The organism is Brevibacillus laterosporus, from assembly GCF_030489605.1.
GTDB lineage: Bacteria > Bacillota > Bacilli > Brevibacillales > Brevibacillaceae > Brevibacillus_B > Brevibacillus_B laterosporus_E.
The window spans coordinates 38,929-56,938 of the sequence record NZ_JAUKFY010000018.1; the positions used below are offsets into that span (position 1 = coordinate 38,929).

The 18,010-nt window shown below is 43.6% G+C and carries 18 protein-coding genes; 12 read left to right on the plus strand and 6 right to left on the minus strand.

Features of this window, described 5'->3' with window-relative positions; all coding sequences use genetic code 11:
- Positions 1-79: 79 nt before the first annotated feature.
- Positions 80-904, minus strand: coding sequence for an ABC transporter substrate-binding protein (locus QZ995_RS17420; RefSeq protein WP_301809320.1), 825 nt, complete (start codon positions 902-904; stop codon positions 80-82).
- Positions 905-931: 27 nt separating this feature from the next.
- Positions 932-1,405 (minus strand): divergent PAP2 family protein, encoded by a 474-nt coding sequence (locus QZ995_RS17425; RefSeq protein ID WP_301809322.1) that lies wholly within the window; start codon positions 1,403-1,405, stop codon positions 932-934.
- On the opposite strand from QZ995_RS17425, the gene QZ995_RS17430 reads away from it, so the two are divergent.
- The 6 genes from QZ995_RS17430 (at position 1,341) to QZ995_RS17455 (ending at position 5,178) form a co-directional block, all read left to right on the plus strand.
- Positions 1,341-1,481 (plus strand): hypothetical protein, encoded by a 141-nt coding sequence (locus QZ995_RS17430; RefSeq protein WP_018673480.1) that lies wholly within the window; start codon positions 1,341-1,343, stop codon positions 1,479-1,481. The genes QZ995_RS17425 and QZ995_RS17430 overlap by 65 nt on opposite strands.
- Before the next feature lie 160 nt (positions 1,482-1,641).
- Positions 1,642-2,040: a DUF309 domain-containing protein gene (locus tag QZ995_RS17435; RefSeq protein ID WP_301809444.1), complete on the plus strand. Its 399-nt coding sequence runs from the start codon at positions 1,642-1,644 to the stop codon at positions 2,038-2,040.
- A gap of 84 nt (positions 2,041-2,124) precedes the next feature.
- A complete protein-coding gene (locus tag QZ995_RS17440) occupies positions 2,125-3,621 on the plus strand; it encodes a leucyl aminopeptidase (RefSeq protein WP_301809325.1) in 1,497 nt (498 codons plus the stop codon).
- 31 nt (positions 3,622-3,652) lie between these two features.
- On the plus strand, positions 3,653-4,084 hold the full coding sequence (locus QZ995_RS17445) for a CoA-binding protein (RefSeq protein WP_301809328.1): 432 nt from the start codon (positions 3,653-3,655) through the stop codon (positions 4,082-4,084).
- Between the two features lie 14 nt (positions 4,085-4,098).
- Positions 4,099-4,692 (plus strand): sulfite oxidase-like oxidoreductase, encoded by a 594-nt coding sequence (locus QZ995_RS17450; RefSeq protein ID WP_301809330.1) that lies wholly within the window; start codon positions 4,099-4,101, stop codon positions 4,690-4,692.
- 75 nt (positions 4,693-4,767) lie between these two features.
- The gene (locus tag QZ995_RS17455) at positions 4,768-5,178 is read left to right on the plus strand and encodes an NUDIX hydrolase (protein ID WP_301809332.1); all 411 of its coding nucleotides are present in this window, start codon (positions 4,768-4,770) and stop codon (positions 5,176-5,178) included.
- Between the two features lie 325 nt (positions 5,179-5,503).
- Here the strand turns inward: QZ995_RS17455 and QZ995_RS17460 are convergent, their stop codons facing one another.
- From QZ995_RS17460 to QZ995_RS17470, 3 genes are all read right to left on the minus strand, one after another.
- Positions 5,504-6,691: a CapA family protein gene (locus QZ995_RS17460; RefSeq protein WP_301809335.1), complete on the minus strand. Its 1,188-nt coding sequence runs from the start codon at positions 6,689-6,691 to the stop codon at positions 5,504-5,506.
- Between the two features lie 233 nt (positions 6,692-6,924).
- A complete protein-coding gene (locus QZ995_RS17465) occupies positions 6,925-7,215 on the minus strand; it encodes a DUF3817 domain-containing protein (protein WP_301809337.1) in 291 nt (96 codons plus the stop codon).
- 78 nt (positions 7,216-7,293) lie between these two features.
- On the minus strand, positions 7,294-8,628 hold the full coding sequence (locus tag QZ995_RS17470; RefSeq protein WP_301809338.1) for an MDR family MFS transporter: 1,335 nt from the start codon (positions 8,626-8,628) through the stop codon (positions 7,294-7,296).
- 184 nt (positions 8,629-8,812) lie between these two features.
- Here QZ995_RS17470 and QZ995_RS17475 point away from each other — a divergent pair, with 184 nt between their 5' ends.
- Complete coding sequence (locus tag QZ995_RS17475; RefSeq protein ID WP_301809339.1) at positions 8,813-10,657, plus strand: ABC transporter substrate-binding protein; 1,845 nt, start codon at positions 8,813-8,815, stop codon at positions 10,655-10,657.
- Here QZ995_RS17475 and QZ995_RS17480 read toward each other — a convergent pair.
- Entirely contained in the window at positions 10,654-11,001 is a 348-nt protein-coding gene (locus QZ995_RS17480; RefSeq protein WP_301809342.1) for a hypothetical protein, read from the minus strand. The two genes, QZ995_RS17475 and QZ995_RS17480, sit on opposite strands and share 4 nt — an antisense overlap.
- Positions 11,002-11,180: 179 nt before the next feature.
- Between QZ995_RS17480 and coaA the strand changes: the two genes are divergently transcribed.
- The 5 genes from coaA to hutU all read left to right on the plus strand — a co-directional run bounded on the left by coaA (position 11,181) and on the right by hutU (position 17,989).
- Positions 11,181-12,140, plus strand: coding sequence for a type I pantothenate kinase (gene coaA, locus QZ995_RS17485; protein ID WP_301809345.1), 960 nt, complete (start codon positions 11,181-11,183; stop codon positions 12,138-12,140).
- A gap of 184 nt (positions 12,141-12,324) precedes the next feature.
- Complete coding sequence (gene hemQ / locus QZ995_RS17490) at positions 12,325-13,077, plus strand: hydrogen peroxide-dependent heme synthase (protein ID WP_301809347.1); 753 nt, start codon at positions 12,325-12,327, stop codon at positions 13,075-13,077.
- Between the two features lie 184 nt (positions 13,078-13,261).
- A complete protein-coding gene (aspA, locus tag QZ995_RS17495; protein WP_301809446.1) occupies positions 13,262-14,689 on the plus strand; it encodes an aspartate ammonia-lyase in 1,428 nt (475 codons plus the stop codon).
- Between the two features lie 129 nt (positions 14,690-14,818).
- Positions 14,819-16,036 carry a helix-turn-helix domain-containing protein gene (locus QZ995_RS17500; protein WP_301809350.1) on the plus strand — a complete coding sequence of 406 codons (1,218 nt, stop codon included), beginning with the start codon at positions 14,819-14,821 and terminating at the stop codon, positions 16,034-16,036.
- A 288-nt stretch (positions 16,037-16,324) separates the two neighbouring features.
- Entirely contained in the window at positions 16,325-17,989 is a 1,665-nt protein-coding gene (hutU, locus tag QZ995_RS17505) for a urocanate hydratase (protein WP_301809353.1), read from the plus strand.
- Positions 17,990-18,010: the final 21 nt, after the last annotated feature.

Here is an 18,010-nt window from a genome sequence, read left to right on the forward strand (position 1 = left end):
CCTGAGGCATTTATTGTGCCCAGGTCTTTTTCTCATGTAATAAAGCCTGTATTATGTTGAAGAATTCGTATTGAGATAGCTATGGCTTTGGCGGAGCAGAAGATGCAGCTATCTGTGAGTCTAAGAAAGCGCCTAGAGAAGGATGGAGGATGTTTACTAGCTGTTCCAATCCTTCCAATAATCGCGGAGAGGGGCGACAATATAGTCCTTCTTCTAAAATATGTACGTTATTATGACGGATGGCTGTCATTTGTTGCCACTCTGGACGATCTGTTATCATAGAAGCCTTTATTCTTTTGATTTCAATCCCGCACCATACCACCATGACATGATCAGGGTTTCTCTCTGCTACTTGTTCACGGGTGGATTTTACATTATCAGTATTGTAATCAGCGAACACATTTGTGGCTCCTGCTAATTCACTTACATCGGTTAGCCAGTTTGTACGGCCAGGTGTATAAATCGGATTGGGCCACCATTCCCAATATAGTCTGGGACGCTTGCTTACATTTTGGGTTAGCAAGCGGATTTGCTCGATACGATCCATAAAATGTGCAGCTACCTGCTCTGCTTTTTCTACCCGATGAATTGATCTGCCCACCTCACGAATATTATCTGCGATATCCAAGATGTGAGCAGGATTAAGGATAATAAAAGGAAGATTGCGTTTCTTTAACTCTTCGATATTTTTCTCCATACCGGGGACACTGAGTGATGCTATTACAAGATCAGGTTGCAGAGCTTCGACTTTATCCATATCAATGCTCAGGTCTGGACCGACTTTCGGAAGGTGTTGCCATTCCAAAGGCCAATCGGAATGATCATCAAGTGCGATAACGTGTTCACCTGCATCCAAAGCATACAAAATTTCGGTATTACTTGGGCAAATCGAGATGATTCTCACATCTACTTCCTCCCCATGTGAGTATGTTTACCAGAATGGACGTAGGCACAGCGAGACAATAATGCCTAGCCAACCACCCATAAACACTTCGATTGGCTGATGACCCAGAAGCTCTTTTAGCTTTTTCGTTTTTTCTGTGCGTGGATGTACTTTGAAGGTTTTCATACCCTCAAGCAAATGGTTAAATTCCTCTACTAGCTTATTTAACACAACAGCTTGCATACCAGCATGGCGACGAACACCAGTTGCATCGAACATCACGATGACGCCGATGATTGCTGAAATAGCAAAGGCATTGCTGGATAACCCCTCTTGAAGGGCTACAGCAGTAGAAAGTGCAGTGACGGCGGCGGAATGGGAACTGGGCATGCCCCCCGTGCTGAACATCAGTGGCCAACTCCATTCGCGGGTCGCCAAATAATTCAGGGGGATTTTGATGAATTGGGCCAACCCAATCGCCAAAAGCGCCGACCACAAAGGGAAATTGTCTAAGATGGTCATGCAGATATTCCGTTCCTTTCGTATAGACTTAATCCTACATGTTATTGTAACAGAAACTGAATATATACTTCCTTAACTTTTTCTTATAGATGATAAAGATTGCGCATTTATCCTGTAAATATTATTTACAGCTTAATAACCTCTAACAAGAGGAAGATTCTTGCTCAATAAGGAAAAGCCATGTCGATATCTCGATGTATGATATGATTTAAGGAAAAGGTACGGGAGGGAGCATGATGCAAGAGCGATATCCCGAGCAATATCTTCAGTTCTTTAAAAAATTTAACCAACGAGAATTTTACGATTGTCATGATCTTCTTGAGGACATTTGGATGGAGCAAAAAACCAATAAGTTTTTACAGGGTTTGCTCCAAATGGCTGTAGGCTTGTATCATTTGGAATGTGGAAATATAAAAGGGGCACGGTGGATGTTTACAAATGCTCACAAATATCTAAGTGCTTATTCGCCGCAATATTGGGATTTATCGGTGGACGAGGTGCTTCTCTATTTAGAGAAGTGTCTGCAAGCCTTGCCATCTTCTGAAAAGATTCCGTATGATGAAGTAGAAAAACTGGACTTTCCCTATCAGTCATTGCAATTGATTGCGAAGGGGAATACAGACGCAGGACAGTAGAAATAGAAAATAAAATGGCGCGTATATCAAGTCTAAGTAATTAGGAAGATATAGGGTGTACATTCAAGAAACGAGGGAACAGCGTTGATACATATTGAAGCAAAAAATCCTTCTTATTTGGAAAAACGAATAGATTATTTCATCCTGCCCGTATATCAGAATCAAACTCTACATACCCAGGAATGGAGCGAACTAGATGCAACATTCCATCAGCAACTGTCACATATGCTACAAACCGGCGAGATTAGTGATCAGAAGGGCAAAGTAACCATCCTGCATACACTAGGACAATTGACAGCCACTCGACTAGTATTTGTCGGGATGGGAGAAATGGCTGAATTAGATTTTATCTCCGCAAGAGATGCGTTTGCCAAAGCCGTACAACAGCTCAAAACGGAAGCATCTGAGAAAAGCCTTGCCATTCTCTTGACAGAGCAAACCAATCTAGGCATGGAGCGCTTGATTCAAGCAGTAGGCGAAGCATTTTTACTTGGAACCTATGCATATGAGGGCTATCGAGCGATTCCGAAAAACAAGCCTTCTTTCCAAACAGTGGAAATTGTAGTCGATGAGGAGCAGGAAGCGAAAGCAGAAACAGGATTGCAACTGGCTCAAGCATTTAGTACAGGAACGAATCTAGCGCGTACGCTAGTGAATGAGCCTGGAAATTATTTGCCTCCACATGAATTAGCAAATAGAGCGATTGAGGTAGCAAAACGTTATGGAATGAGCTATGAGCTTCTGGCAAAAGATAAGCTGGAAGAGCTGAACATGGGCGGTGTCTTATCTGTCGCGCAGGGCAGTGCCGAATTGCCGTATGTGGTTGTCATTAAATACCAAGGGAAAGAGCAGTGGGAGGATGTCATTGGTCTAATTGGAAAAGGCGTAACCTTTGACACAGGCGGTATTTCGATAAAGCCGGTAGCTGGAATGGAAGAAATGAAAACGGATATGGGTGGAAGCGCAGCGATGATTGGTGCTATGGAAGCAATCGGTCGCCTGCAACCAGCCGTTAATATCATGATGGTCATTGGCTGCGTGGAAAATATGCCTTCTGGAACGGCATATAAGCCTGGCGATGTCATAACCACGATGAGCGGTAAAACTGTAGAGATTATCACCACGGATGCTGAAGGGCGTTTGGTATTAGCAGATTGTATCACGTATGCCAAGCAGCAAGGGGTATCCTGCCTAGTGGATTGCGCTACGTTAACAGGTGGAATTGTAGTTGCGCTAGGGCACGTTACGACAGGTTTGATGACGAATAATCAGCAATTAGCTAATGAAATGTTCCAAGCTGCTGAATGCTGCGGAGAGCGTTTGTGGCAATTACCAACATTCCCAGAGTATCGTGAATTAAATAAAAGCCATGTAGCTGATTTAAAAAATTCGGGTGGAAGATATGGTCATGCCATTATTGCTGGCGTATTTTTACAAGAGTTTGCTGAAGAGACTCCATGGGTGCATTTAGATATTGCCGGGACTGCTGCTCAGAGCAAAACGACTCCGTTAGGCCCAGTAGGTGCTACGGGTGCAATGGTTCGCTCTATTGCCCAATTTTTGCTGCAACGCGCCAACTAAGGTGTTCAAAATATAAACGAGGTGAAAAAAGATGGCATTTACTAATCCAACAAATGACGAACGCAGAACAATTTTAGAAGAGGCAAAAACGATTGCAGTAGTAGGCTGCTCTAATCGGCCAGACCGTACGAGCTATATGATTGCCGAGGCTTTGCAACATGCAGGATATCACGTAATCCCCGTTAACCCGATTATTGCCGGGGAAACCGTGTTGGGTGAGAAAGTGATTGCGTCCCTTACCGATATTAAAACTCCGGTTGACATTGTAAATGTGTTCCGCCGCAGTGAAGATACTCTGCCTGTTGCAGAAGATACCATCAAGATGGCTCATAAGCCTAAGGTCTTTTGGCTACAGCAAGGAATTTATAACGAAGAGGCAGCTCAGCTAGTAGAAGAGCAAGGGATAACAGCGGTTATGGACCATTGCATCAAGGTAGACCATGCCATTTTGGTACGCAAATAAAGGAGCGATGAGATGTGTTCTATGGATCAAGCCGCGGATCAAAAGATGATCGCGTTCCACCTAATCAAAAGGTAACGACAGGCTTTCCCGTGCTTCATTATGGTAATGTGCCAGAGTACAAAGACTTGAGTCAGTGGGATTTTCGAATTTTTGGAGCAGTAGAGGAAGAGAAGACGCTAAGCTTTTCTGAATTTAAAGGGCTCCCAGTAGGGGAAGTGCACAATGACATCCACTGCGTGACAGGCTGGTCTAAGCTGGATAATGTCTGGGAGGGTGTCCGGGTAGAGGAAGTAGTGAAGCTGGTTACCATTAAGCCAGAAGCCAAATATGTGATGCTCCATGCAGAAGAGGGCTGGACAACCAATATGCCGTTGGAGGATTTTATGGCAAAAGGGAATTTATTTGGGTTTAAGCATAATGGTGAGGATTTGACACCTGACCACGGATATCCGCTTCGGTTTGTTATTCCGCATCTTTACTTTTGGAAAAGCGCAAAATGGGTTCGTGGGATTGAGTTTTTGGAGAAGGATAAGCCAGGGTTTTGGGAGAAGAATGGCTATCATATGTACGGGGACCCCTTCCGAGAGCAAAGATACGCGTGGGACTAATTTAAAGTGGGAGGCTGAATAGTCCCCACTTTCTTGTGTAAAATAAAGAATATTTCAACTAAAGGGAGTTCTTTTATGATAAATAACAATATTCCAAGAGTGGGTGTAGGAGCCGCCATCATAGATGACAAGAATCGCATTTTGCTTGTCTTGCGCAAAAAAGCACCGGAAGCCGGGTGCTGGAGTCTGCCTGGAGGCAAGGTGGACTACATGGAAACAATTGAAGATGCTGTGATACGTGAAATAAAAGAGGAGCTTAATATAGATATCGCCATTGACAGCCTATTGTGTGTGACCAATCATATTGTTCAGGCAGAAAATGTCCATTGGGTTGCCCCTACTTTTATCGCCCGGATCAGCAGCGGAGAGGTTCAAAATCTGGAGCCGCACGCTTTAGAGAAAGTAGAGTGGTTCCCAATCGACCAATTACCGGATAACATTACGATAACTACCACGTATGCTATTGATCAGTTAAAAAATCACTAAAGACTTTTCACATGTTTTCATTCCTATTATGTTTAAGGGCATCATCAAGAACTTGCTTATATAGGAAAGGTGATGTCGGTTGAGCGCTTTTCAGATAATGATCTCGTTACATATCTGAGCAGAGCATGCATCTAATCTGGAACAAACATAATTTTATAGCTTTCAATAAAAAAGGGCCTTGCTCGCTCAGATTGTTTATTTGAGGAGCTGCCCTTTTTCTAATAGAAAAGATGTAATGATAATAGCTGTGAACTTTTGTACTGTTGCCTCCATTCCTGCGTCAAGCTGAAAGGCTTCTGCTTTTTACCTATAATCCCTGAACAGACTATTCACTCTGATTATTCATGGTGTTTGCCCGTTCCTCTGAAGCTGTAATGGTGCCATCCTCTGTAATGGTAACACCTGAAGAAATTGACTCGATTCGCTTAATCAATTGACGGGAATTTTCTTCATTCATCGGAACAGCCTGACCAAGCTCGGCATGGTATGGGATCATTTTCAACTCCTTAACGCCCTCCTTCGTCAGGGTAGCTTGTAGTACCATGGTTTCCCAGGTTTTCGGCTGTGTGGCGCGGGTAAAGATGAAATTTCCCATACTGTATGCAATCCATTTTCCATCAAGCTGCTCAAAGCCTTGCAGAACATGAGGATGACCACCGACAATAAGATCGGCCCCTGCTCTCACAAGAGCTTTGGCCAATTCTTTTTGGTGCTCTACAGGAAAATCTACCTTTTCCTTTCCCCAATGAGCGATGACAATGACTAGATCAGCTTCCTTTTTGGCAGCTTGTACGGCTTCCGCTGCCCGTTTTGGATCATACATTACCGCTAGGCCTGTCTTATTTTTGCCAGCGTACCAACTAATTTCAGGAACGACGCGACTAAAGCCGAAGAATGCCATTTTAATCCCATTACGTTCTACAAAAACAGGGGAATAGGCACGATCGGCATTAACCCCAGCTCCTACATACGCGATTTTTTCCTTGTCCAGCGTGTACATCGTATCTAATAATCCGTTTTCTCCTTGATCCATCGAGTGATTGTTGGCTAGATTCACGAGATCAATCCCTGATTTCTTCATAGCCGTGACTGCCTCAGGCGATGATTTATAGACAAATTGCTTGTTTGCGGCCGGAGATCCTTTTTCGGTGATAGGAGTCTCTAAGTTGCCGATGGTGTAATCGTCGGCTAGGAATATGTCTTTTACATGCCTAAAGGCATAATCATATCCTTTATCCTTTAATAAAGTCTCCACATGTCCAGACATCATGATATCACCTGCAAAGGTAAGACGAACATTGTCAGGTGTAGGTTTAGTTAAGTCCGTAGATGCGCCGTATTGAGAGGAGAAGAAGTTGTCAATTTTTTCGGGAAGATAGATACAAGCGACGATAAGCAGGCCGACTGTTAACAGAACAGTGTTTGCCAAGATAAGCAGGCGGAGCCGCTTACGCTGTTCCTGCTTCTTTTTGTTACGTCTGATTTGAAGACGACTCGGTTTTTGTTGAACCATTATTCACCTCAAAAACTAGATTTATCAATTTATAAGACGATGCACCTAAGAAAAAGTGACAAATTTAGGATGGAGAATAGATTTGGGGCACTAAAACCTTATTCTAAGAAAATATTTATCCTGAAAGGTTACAAATATCTTACAAAATCCTTATCTGAACATGAAAAAAGAGGCTTATCGGTAGCCTCTTCTCAAGCATGCTAAATCATGCATTCTTACTAGTATTTTTTTAGCTAGGCATCCTTTTTTAATCTGGCATCTAAAACAAAGGTTCCAAATGGGATAACGGATGCTAGCACAGCACCAATCACACGGATGAATGACCATCTTAACGCAAAAGCAGCATGAGCGATAACGAATAGATAGAGAACAAACAGAACACCATGCAAGGGCCCGATCACTTGTACACCAATTGGCAGATCAGCATAATACTTTAGCGGCATCGCGATAAACAGCAGGATTAAGAAGGAAAGCCCTTCTAAAAAGCCAACCACACGAACACGTCCCAAAACGGTTTTTAGCATAGATGGATTCGACCCTCTCTTTCATAAATATAAGAAAATAGCTATGACTTACGATAATTAACACTATTTTATTACAGTTTACTTTCGAAATTCCACGTCTAGTTCGGTCAATTTGTGAAAATTTGGTGATCGGAAAAATAGGATTCCCGATAAGAGCAACAGGATAAGGCACATGCTAAATAAGGTTTCACCACCAAAGGTCAGCAACACAACTCCGCCTAAGAAAGGACCAAATGTGCGTGAAATATCCCAGTGAATGCCGTGCAAGGAGAAGTAACGGCCGCGTTCCTCTGGAGGAGCAATATCTGAAATGTACGTATGCAAGCGTGTTAATCCGATGGTTTCTCCCACGGTCCAAGATAATTGAACGAGGATGAGGACGAGCATGCTTTTAGAAAATCCATAGGCGGCAGCGGTTACCATAAAGCATGAGCAGGATAACAGCATCACACGCTGAAAGGATAATCGTTCTGTTAGCTTGACTAACGGGAGCTGTAATATCACAGCTAAAATGGCTTTAATGGTTGAGAGAGTTGCAATAATAGATACGTAGTTAACAAAGCTTTCTTGCAAATAGATACGGAAGCTAGTCTCCGTTTGAGCATAGAAAAAACTGATTGGTAGAGTGTAGATCATCAGCATGAGTACATGTTTGTATCTCGTGACCAGGGCAGTCATTCGATGGAATGACAAGTAGAGATGCTTACCCGTTCCTGCAAGAGCATGGCTTACTTCAATTTGCTTGGACGATGTGATTTCTTTTTTCGCTGTTTCCGATGCTTCTACCTGATCAGACGAGGAAGAGAGAGCAGGAGCTGAGACAGGAGCTGTTTCGGGTAATTTCCGCCAGCATACAAGCATGTAAAGAAATATGGATAAAGCTTCTATACCAAATAGCCAAGTAGGATCGTACTGGTATAGCAGCATTCCCCCAACAGGACCTAATGCAAGACCAGTATAGCTAATGGTATTTAGTAACCCGAACACCTCCACGCGTTGACTCTCTGCTGTTACATCAGCAATTTGGGCACGTTGGGCAGGAACAAACAATGATTGTCCTGCTCCATGCAGCATGTACAGAAGGGAAAAGCTAAGTATCGAGTCAGCCAACATAAAACCTGCCATTGCTAGACTTTGCATGGTCAGGGCAAGTAACATCACGGGTTTACGGCCTAATCGATCGGTAATGCCGCCTCCGAGCAGTGTAACAACAATGTCGGTTAACGGCTGTAATCCGACAATAAGCATAGGTACTAGCACAGCACCATTTAATTTATCATGCAGGTATAATAAGAAAAATGGGGCAAGCATTGAGCTGGATAGGCTGGTTATGAATGCTCCAAACATTCTGATCCAGATGGTGATATGATAGCGATGAGTCCAATTTTTTTTCAATGGATGACGAAATTTCATAACTTGATCCCCCTTTGTTTTGCTGATTGTATGGCATCGGGGAGACAAGAAAAAGAGAAGAAGAGAAAGCTCTACTTTTTCCTCTTTTAGTAAGGGGGAGACCCCGAACCATTTATATCAGGAGTCAATGGATGAGAAATAGAGGTTGTAGTGGTAGTTGAACAAGGGAAAAGGAAGAGTCGGGATGTATATCATAGATGATTTTATTCGATTTCGAACGGAATTGATTCATATTCCATTAAAAGAGCCTATTTCGATTTCTCTTGAGCAAATTTCTACTCTGTTGTGCTGCACTACCCGGAATAGTAGGTTTATTTTGCAAAAATGGATTGCTCTTCAATGGATTGTATGGATACCTGGCAGAGGAAGGGGAAATCGTTCACAGCTTTCCTTTCTAGTTGAGCCAGATGAAATAGTAGTCAGCAATGCGCAACAGATGATTTATTCAGGACAGGTAGCAGAGGCACTGACCCTTATGCAAAAATATACGGTTACTCTGCCAAGAGCTAATGAGCGGTTCCAGCGATGGTTTCGAGGACAATTTGGATTACAATGGGAACGGGAGCAGGGCAAAAGGATCGAGACACTGCGTCTTCCTCTAGGTGAACCATTAGCTGTAGTTGACCCTATCCATGCTTATTTACGCTCCGAGTGCCATATCAGTCAGCATATTTGTGAGACGTTGCTTCGCTATAATAAGACATCTGGAAGAATGGAATCCCACTTGGCCTACCATATCGAAAAGAATGACTCTGGGGATTGCTGGACGATTTTTTTGCGCAAAGGAATCTTATTTCACCACGGGCGGGAAATGCTAGCAAGCGATGTCATTTATAGCTTTCATCGCTTAGCAAGAGAGAATTCTCCTTATCAATGGCTTACGCGAGAAATAAGTGAGATGATCGAGCGTGACGATCGAGTGATTGAAATAAGGCTTACAGGGCCCCATCATTTGTTTGATCGTTATCTAGGAAATGAGCATCTTGCCATTGTTCCTAGGGATTATGTAGAGCAGGTAGGTGCCGATTTTGTTAGGATGCCGGTAGGAACGGGGCCGTATAAACTTATTCGCAACGATGATGGTCTGGTCATACTTGAAGCCTTTGAAAGTTACTTCGGTTTTAGACCCCATCTGGATCGTGTGCAATTTATTGCGATGCAAAACAAGACTGATGAAAAAGAAAAGACAACAGCGTATGGCATGTGGTATGAAATGGATGAAGTAGATGATGCAGAGCAAACAGGAGAGGGGTACAGCGGAAAGTGGCAAAGGGTAACGAGCAATGATTGGTGTGTTCAGTATCTAAGCTGCAATCAACGAAAAACAGGACCGATCGAGAATCTTTCCTTTCGTCGAGCGTTGCAACTGATTTTATCCCCCAAACAGATGCTGCACGAACTGGGAGGGGCACGCCATGAAATAGCTGCCTGCCTTGCCTCTTGGAAACGAGATAGTTTTCCGGGGAAAGAGAGCCAACAAGAATCCAAGCTATGTCTTTTTGAGCATGTGCGTTTGTTACTACAACAAAGCAATTATCAAGGAGAATCCCTGCGTTTACATACTTTTACCGATCGAGATCATGTGGAAGATTGCGAATGGATTAAACAGCAGTGTGCGATGTATGGCATAAGCATTGAAGTTCATTATTATGCGGTAAGTGAGTTATTGCGGCCCACCGCTATTGAGCAGGCCGATTTGATTCATGATAGCGCTACAGTGGGCGATGATACCGAGCTGTCTATATTAGAAGTTTTTTTATCACATAATAGTTTTATTTATTCTCATATTAAGGATGAGGATCGGCAAAGCATTGACAGGGCGATTACTCACCTGCAAAGCCTTCAATCAGGGGTAGATCGACAGAATGCGATTACCGAAATAGAGCAAATGCTACAGCAGCAGATCGCTTATCTGCCCCTTTACCGCAATCGGATAGGGTTAATGGTTGACCCGCGTCTGCACGGAATCAGAATAAATCGTCAGGGACATGTGGATTATCGGACATTGTGGTACAAGCATAGGAGTTAAGAGAATAGGTGATACAGAAAAGGAATGAAAAGTGCCAGCATAATACCAACTGCTGTGACAACTAGGAAGCCTAGCGCAATATATAATATTTTTTCTACCACCCAAGGCAGTCCAGAGTTTTGGCAACCTCTTTTCTGTCGGAAAAATGTCATGAGAACGACAGCGCTGGTAAAAATAATGGTATATCTCAACACACGAAGGATGTATTCCATCCAAGTCAGATCTTGAGTTGTCATCCGACCAGAATATAGCGGGATTTCGCGCTTTTCTGGCACAAAGAGAATCATGATAGCTAAACCAACAAGAAAGCCGTATTTTGCACTTTTGATTAATTTATCTTCCATGAGGGAACCTCCTAGTCTCATTGCTTTTATGAATATTTTAACAGTTTTTTCCTTGGGGTTGATAGGAAAATGCGAAAAAGATCGTTTTTTGTAGAATTCGAAGTGGAAGCATGGAGGCTAGGAAGGTATTATGGAGTGGACATTGTTTTTGAGGCAGTGCCTGAGAAGGAGGACTTACCGTGGCGAATTATGCCGACAGACGAATTTATTCCCCTTATATGATTTTTTCAAGGGAAGAGTGGAGGGGCTTGCGAAATGAAACGCCCTTATCCATCTGTGAAGAGGATTTAGCTGATCTAGAAGGGCTTAATGAGAAACTATCACTAGAGGAAATCAGTGAAATCTATCTGCCTCTCTCCAGGCTGTTAAATTTATACGTAGCAGCATCACAAGAGTTGTACAAAGCGGCTGATACTTTTCTGGGGAATCGTTCAGAAAAGGTACCGTTTATCATTGGAATTGCTGGCAGTGTCGCCGTTGGAAAAAGCACGGCAGCACGGGTGTTGTTATCCTTGTTGAAACGCTGGCCTAATCATCCAAAGGTGGAGCTGGTTACTACGGATGGCTTCCTTTATCCAAATGAGATTCTGGAAGAACGCGGTCTGATGAAACGTAAGGGCTTTCCGGAAAGCTATGATACAACAAGGCTGATCAATTTTTTAGCAGATGTAAAATCTGGCGTGAAAGAAGTGAGTTGTCCACTTTACTCCCACTTGACCTACAATATTTTGCATGATCAGGAGCAAATCGTTTCGCAGCCCGATATCTTGATTGTGGAAGGATTAAATGTCTTGCAGGTAGGACGTATTATGGATAATGAAAGTATGCCTCAGGTGTTTGTCTCTGATTTCTTTGACTTCTCCATCTATGTGGATGCTGATGAAAAAGACATACGCGAGTGGTACTTGAATCGCTTTTTATTGCTAAGACAGACGGCCTTTCAGAAGCCGGCTTCTTATTTCCATCGATATGCGCAGTTATCGGATGAAGAGGCCCTGGATGTAGCAAATAACATCTGGCGGGAAATCAATGCAGTTAATTTACATAAAAACATTTTACCTACTCGTTATCGCGCTGATTTGATTTTGACGAAGGGAAAACAACATGCCATTAAACAGGTGATGCTGCGAAAGCTGTGAGCTGACGCAGGTTTTGTCACAGAATATACAACTGTACGACAAGGCCTTACTAATCATTGTCTTTTCCAAAAGTTATCAGTAAGATAAAAGAGGGACAGGTCTCTTACAAGAAACAGGGACTTTTTGTGTATGTACATAGGCGGAGCAAAGGCTCACGCTAAACCATAAGAAGGAGTTGTGTCACATGTCAGCCAATGAAGCATTGCTCACGTTGGAAGGATGGTTTACCTATCATGACTTCCGTAAGATTAACTGGGAAAAATGGAAAAAAGCATCTAGCGAAGAACGCCTAGCGGCTCTTGACGAACTAACTTCCCTCATGCGTGTATGGAATGATGCAGAATCCGAGACTGGTGGTAGCACGGCTGTGTATTCTGTACTTGGGCATAAAGCTGATCTATGCTTTATCTTCTTGCGCCCTACAATGGGTGAACTTGATGAATTAAAAACAGCGATCAATAAAACTCGCTTTGCAGATTATACAGAGACGGATTACTCTTACATTTCCGTGGTAGAGTTAAGCAACTATGTAAACAATCCTGGCCAAGACCCGAAAGCGAATCCGCATGTACGCGAGCGTTTGTATCCAATTCTGCCAAAATGGGATCACTTCTGCTTCTATCCGATGAACAAAAAACGTGGAGAAAAAGACAATTGGTATTCCATGACAATGGACGAGCGCCGTGAATTGATGCAGACTCACGGTTTGACCGGCCGTAAATATGCTGGTAAGATCAAGCAAATCATTGGCGGTTCTGTGGGCTATGACGATTGGGAATGGGGCGTTACCTTATTTGCTCATGACCCAATTGAATTGAAACACATTGTATATGAAATGAGATTCGATGAAGTAAGTGCTCGTTATGGCGAGTTCGGGAACTTCTTGGTCGGTAACTATGTAAATGAAGAAGCTCTACGAAAAATGTTTGCGCTTTAAATGAATGTTACTTTCAAAGAAACCGGTGAGCAAAGGCTTATCGGTTTTTTGCCTTTTTACCTTTTTGTACAATTTCAGGTGGTCAGACCTGTTGGAATGGGGCAAACTGGTATATGATAGATACGTAAGTGAACTGACAATCAATACGGCTCTAGCTAGAGCGATCATAGGCGGGGGACTAACCATGAGTATCAGTCAAGAAACACGTCAGGAAAAAGATTTTCTTGGAACAAAAGAGGTACCATTGCATGCTTATTATGGCATTCAAACGTTACGTGCTGTAGAGAATTTTCCGATCACAGGCTATCGTATTGATGGGGAGCTGATTAAAGCACTCGGCTATGTAAAAAAAGCCGCGGCTCTAGCCAATATGGAAGTAAAGCAGCTTTCTTCCAAGTTAGGCGATCCAATCGTACAAGCTTCTCAGGAATTGATTGACGGCAAATGGCATGAGCAATTTATCGTTGATCCCATTCAGGGTGGTGCCGGCACCTCTATCAATATGAACGCTAACGAAGTAATTGCGAACCGCGCATTGGAAATCATGGGTGCGGTGAAAGGCGATTATTTTACCCTAAGCCCAAATACGCATGTAAACAAAGCGCAATCTACAAATGATGCGATCCCTACAGCCGTACATATTGCGGTTCTGCGTTTGATTAATCAGCTACTAGGCACTATGGAAGCGTTGCGAGATGCATTCATAGACAAGGCAAAGCAATTTGATCATATAATTAAAATGGGGCGCACTCATTTGCAGGATGCTGTTCCAATTCGGATGGGTCAGGAATTCGAAGCATACAGCAGAGTATTAGATCGAGATATTAAACGAATTGGACAAACTCGTCAGCACCTGTATGAAGTAAACATGGGGGCAACAGCAGTAGGCACAGGTCTAAATGCCGATCCAATTTATATTGAGCGGGTCGTTAAAATTCTTGCAGAGCTGACCGAATTGCCATTGGTTAGCGCAGAAAATTTAGTCGATGCAACGCAAAATACTGATGCTTATACAGAGGTATCTGCGGCTCTGAAGGTTTGTATGATCAATATGTCTAAAATCGCTAATGACCTGCGCTTACTGGCTTCCGGTCCTCGTGCTGGATTAGGTGAGATTAGCCTGCCTGCTCGTCAACCGGGCTCTTCCATCATGCCGGGGAAAGTAAATCCAGTAATGGCAGAGGTAGTGAATCAGGTAGCATTCCAAGTGATTGGGAATGATCATACGATTTGCTTAGCTTCTGAAGCGGGTCAATTAGAGCTAAACGTGATGGGGCCTGTACTTGTATTTAATCTGATCCAATCCTTGACCATTATGAATAATGTATTTACCGTATTCCAGAAAAACTGTCTGGAAGGTATTGAAGCAAATATAGAGCGTTGCCGCCAGTACGTGGAAAATAGCGTGGGCATTATTACCGCACTTAATCCGCATTTAGGTTATGAACCAGCAGCACGTATCGCCAGAGAGGCAACTCTGACTGGCAGATCGGTACGTGAGCTGTGCCTAGATTATAATGTATTGACGGAAGAGGAGCTCGACATTATTTTAGACCCGTATGAGATGACACATCCGGGAATAGCCGGGGCATCCCTTTTAGATCGCGAATAAAGCGATAAAGCAATATAATAAAAGCAACAATGTAACAATGAATGGGCGGTCAATTCCGATTACATACACGGAAAATGATCGTCTATTTTTGTACAGGCGTGAGAATAAAAGGACAAGGAGCGAGGCCAGATGCTTACTTTGCAGCAAGCAGCAGCAATACAGGCAACATTTGCTCACGAACTGATAACAGGAACAATGGCGCATGAGGCAGAGTTTTCGATGCGACAGCAACAGCTTCAAATGACAATTCGTCCTGAGCTTGCACTGGTGGTATCACTCGATCGTTATCCTGATTTAGCAGCGAATCAGCCTGCTGGCTGGCGCCAAGAAGTTGGACAAAAATTACTCGGGGTATTGCATCAGGCTTTATCTGTTCCTTTTGTGTGGTGCTGGGTCTCAGAAGGGGTTATTGCCGTATTACTGGAGCTACTTGACGAGACAAAGAATACGCACAGGACTTTTGCTGATCAGAAGGCTCGTCTGATTGCCTCTCAGATTGTTCAGCATGCTGATGCGAAAAGGATATCGGTTTCCATTGGCATTGGGGGCGTCTATGAAAATCCGCTGTATATGCAGCATTCCTATGAAGAGGCACAAATGGCTTTGAAAGATCGTTTTTTTCAAGGAAATCAGTTAATTTTGCCCATAAGAACGAAGCAAGACGGGGATAGCAAAGGCAGAAGAAATTCCTCCATACCTAGCAAAAATCGAGCAGATGTGATCGCAAGTGTGAGAATTGGAGATGAACGCGCTACGCTAGAAGCCTTGCACAAGTTGCTTCATGATATGACGTTGGTCGATCAGCAGGATGTGGAGAGCTTTCAATCGGAGGTCGTTGAGGTAATCACAGCTATGTCGAGAACGGTTCTGGAGCTAGGGGCAGATGCTTCCACTATTTTGGCGGAGAATGCGCGATTTATTCAGGATCTCTATCAAACCATACGCTATGATACTTTCCTGAAAAAAGTCGAGCGGTACGGCATACATTTGGTTCGGCAGGTAGAACAGCTAGGCATGAAAAAATATTCCCCTGTGATTAGCAGCGCTATCACGTATTTAAAGGAGCATCTGGGCGAAAAGGTTGGATTGAAAGAAGTAGCACAAAATTGCTGTTTGAGTGTCTATCATTTTAGCCATCTTTTTCAACGAGAAACGGGATACAGCTTTGTTGAATACGTTCATCGCATGAAGCTGCAAAAAGCTGTTATCTATTTGGAAACAACAGATTTATCTATTAAGGAGATTGCCTTTGAACTAGGATTTGAAGATGCTAATTACTTCAGTCGCCTATTTAAAAAGCAAATGAATATGAGTCCGCGTGAATATCGTACAGCAAGATTGTGCTAGTTTTTCGCAAATTACGCTAGATGCAACGTAAGTGCTTTCCGATAAACTGAAAGAAATAAACAGTTTTTTAGGAAAAGTCACATAATTATAGGTGATGCTAGGCAACCATTCTAGGGGAAGGGGCTTTGATATCATCTGCTTTGTTCCGCTCAAAGGTTCATGGAGAGCGAGGGTACGAGCTTTCCGAAATCAAAATTTGTCCTTTTGAGCAGGATGCGCCGATCGAATCGACAGCCAGCCCGTTGTGTTTGTAAGCCAATGTTTGCCTATACGAAAGGGGAATGTAGTATGACAACAACCAATAAAAGAGTAGTGCGAGCTCCACGCGGCAATGAATTAAACGCGAAAGGCTGGGAACAGGAAGCGGCTTTGCGAATGCTGATGAATAACTTGGACCCAGAGGTTGCAGAATGCCCTGAGGATTTGGTTGTGTATGGAGGGATTGGTAAAGCTGCACGCAACTGGGCTAGTTTTGACAAAATCGTTGAATGCTTAAAAGAATTAGAATCAGACGAGACATTGTTAATTCAATCGGGTAAACCAGTAGGAATATTCCGTACACATACGCAAGCTCCACGTGTGTTGTTATCTAACTCGATGTTGGTTCCTGCTTTTGCAAATTGGGAGACATTCCGTGAATTAGATCAAAAAGGCTTGATGATGTACGGGCAAATGACAGCGGGTAGCTGGATTTATATTGGAACACAAGGTATTTTGCAAGGTACGTATGAAACCTTTGCAGAAGCCGCACGCCAGCATAATAACGGCACGTTAAAAGGCACCATTACTCTAACAGCAGGCATGGGCGGCATGGGGGGAGCTCAACCATTGGCTGTTACGATGAATGAAGGTGTGGTCATCGCAGTTGATATTGACGCTGCTCGCATCCAACGCAGGATTGATACTCGCTATTGCGATGTGATGGTGCATGATTTAGATGCAGCATGGCAGATGGCAACAGAAGCGAAGAACGAAGGCAGAGCATTGTCCATTGGCTTGGTCGGTAATGCCGCAGAGATTTTTCCAGAAATGGTTGCACGTGGGCTAACGCCTGAATTCGTCACCGACCAGACCTCTGCACATGATCCTTTAAATGGATATGTCCCCATCGGCTATGGATTAGAAGAGGCAAAATCATTAAGAGAGAGCGATTCCAATCAATACATTCAATTAGCAAAACGTTCAATGGCTACCCATGTCCGGGCCATGCTTGATTTGCAAAAGGCAGGGTCGATCGTATTTGATTATGGGAATAACATTCGTCAGGTTGCTTTTGATGAAGGGATTGAGGATGCCTTTCAATTTCCTGGGTTTGTTCCAGCCTATATTCGCCCATTATTTTGTGAGGGCAAAGGGCCGTTTCGTTGGGCTGCTTTGTCAGGCGATCCACAGGATATTTATAAGACAGATGAGCTTGTCTTAAAGCTGTTCCCGGAGAACGAGCATCTCCGCCGTTGGATTACGATGGCCAAGGAAAGAGTAGCATTCCAAGGCTTGCCCGCCCGTATCTGCTGGTTAGGGTATGGAGAGCGTGTCAAAATGGGGCTTGCTATCAATGAAATGGTACGAAGCGGTGAGATTTCAGCACCAATCGTCATTGGACGGGATCACCTAGATTGCGGTTCGGTTGCTTCTCCAAATCGGGAGACAGAAGCAATGAAGGACGGCAGTGATGCAGTAGCTGATTGGGCTATTTTAAATGCGCTGGTAAATACCTCTGCGGGTGCAAGCTGGGTCTCCGTACATCATGGCGGCGGTGTAGGAATGGGGTATTCCTTGCACGCTGGAATGGTAGTTGTGGCAGATGGTTCGCTGGAAGCGGATGAACGCCTGAAACGTGTACTTACAACTGATCCGGGCATGGGGGTTATTCGCCACGCTGACGCAGGCTATGAATTAGCCGTTAAAACAGCAAAAGAGCGTGGGGTTCGAGTACCAATGCTAGATATGTAATAAGGAACGGAGTAAAGGGTA

What these genes read in the sequence shown, in the direction of transcription:
- QZ995_RS17470 (WP_301809338.1), bottom strand. Translation starts at nt 8,628, where the DNA reads ATGAAATTTCGTCATCCATTGAAAAAAAATTGGACTCATCGCTATCAT.
- QZ995_RS17445 (WP_301809328.1), top strand. Translation starts at nt 3,653, where the DNA reads ATGGCATTTACTAATCCAACAAATGACGAACGCAGAACAATTTTAGAA.
- QZ995_RS17480 (WP_301809342.1), bottom strand. Translation starts at nt 11,001, where the DNA reads ATGGAAGATAAATTAATCAAAAGTGCAAAATACGGCTTTCTTGTTGGT.
- QZ995_RS17460 (WP_301809335.1), bottom strand. Translation starts at nt 6,691, where the DNA reads ATGGTTCAACAAAAACCGAGTCGTCTTCAAATCAGACGTAACAAAAAG.
- QZ995_RS17465 (WP_301809337.1), bottom strand. Translation starts at nt 7,215, where the DNA reads ATGCTAAAAACCGTTTTGGGACGTGTTCGTGTGGTTGGCTTTTTAGAA.
- QZ995_RS17500 (WP_301809350.1), top strand. Translation starts at nt 14,819, where the DNA reads ATGCTTACTTTGCAGCAAGCAGCAGCAATACAGGCAACATTTGCTCAC.
- QZ995_RS17455 (WP_301809332.1), top strand. Translation starts at nt 4,768, where the DNA reads ATGATAAATAACAATATTCCAAGAGTGGGTGTAGGAGCCGCCATCATA.
- QZ995_RS17475 (WP_301809339.1), top strand. Translation starts at nt 8,813, where the DNA reads ATGTATATCATAGATGATTTTATTCGATTTCGAACGGAATTGATTCAT.
- QZ995_RS17430 (WP_018673480.1), top strand. Translation starts at nt 1,341, where the DNA reads ATGAATTGGGCCAACCCAATCGCCAAAAGCGCCGACCACAAAGGGAAA.
- hutU (WP_301809353.1), top strand. Translation starts at nt 16,325, where the DNA reads ATGACAACAACCAATAAAAGAGTAGTGCGAGCTCCACGCGGCAATGAA.
- QZ995_RS17425 (WP_301809322.1), bottom strand. Translation starts at nt 1,405, where the DNA reads ATGACCATCTTAGACAATTTCCCTTTGTGGTCGGCGCTTTTGGCGATT.
- aspA (WP_301809446.1), top strand. Translation starts at nt 13,262, where the DNA reads ATGAGTATCAGTCAAGAAACACGTCAGGAAAAAGATTTTCTTGGAACA.
- hemQ (WP_301809347.1), top strand. Translation starts at nt 12,325, where the DNA reads ATGTCAGCCAATGAAGCATTGCTCACGTTGGAAGGATGGTTTACCTAT.
- QZ995_RS17435 (WP_301809444.1), top strand. Translation starts at nt 1,642, where the DNA reads ATGCAAGAGCGATATCCCGAGCAATATCTTCAGTTCTTTAAAAAATTT.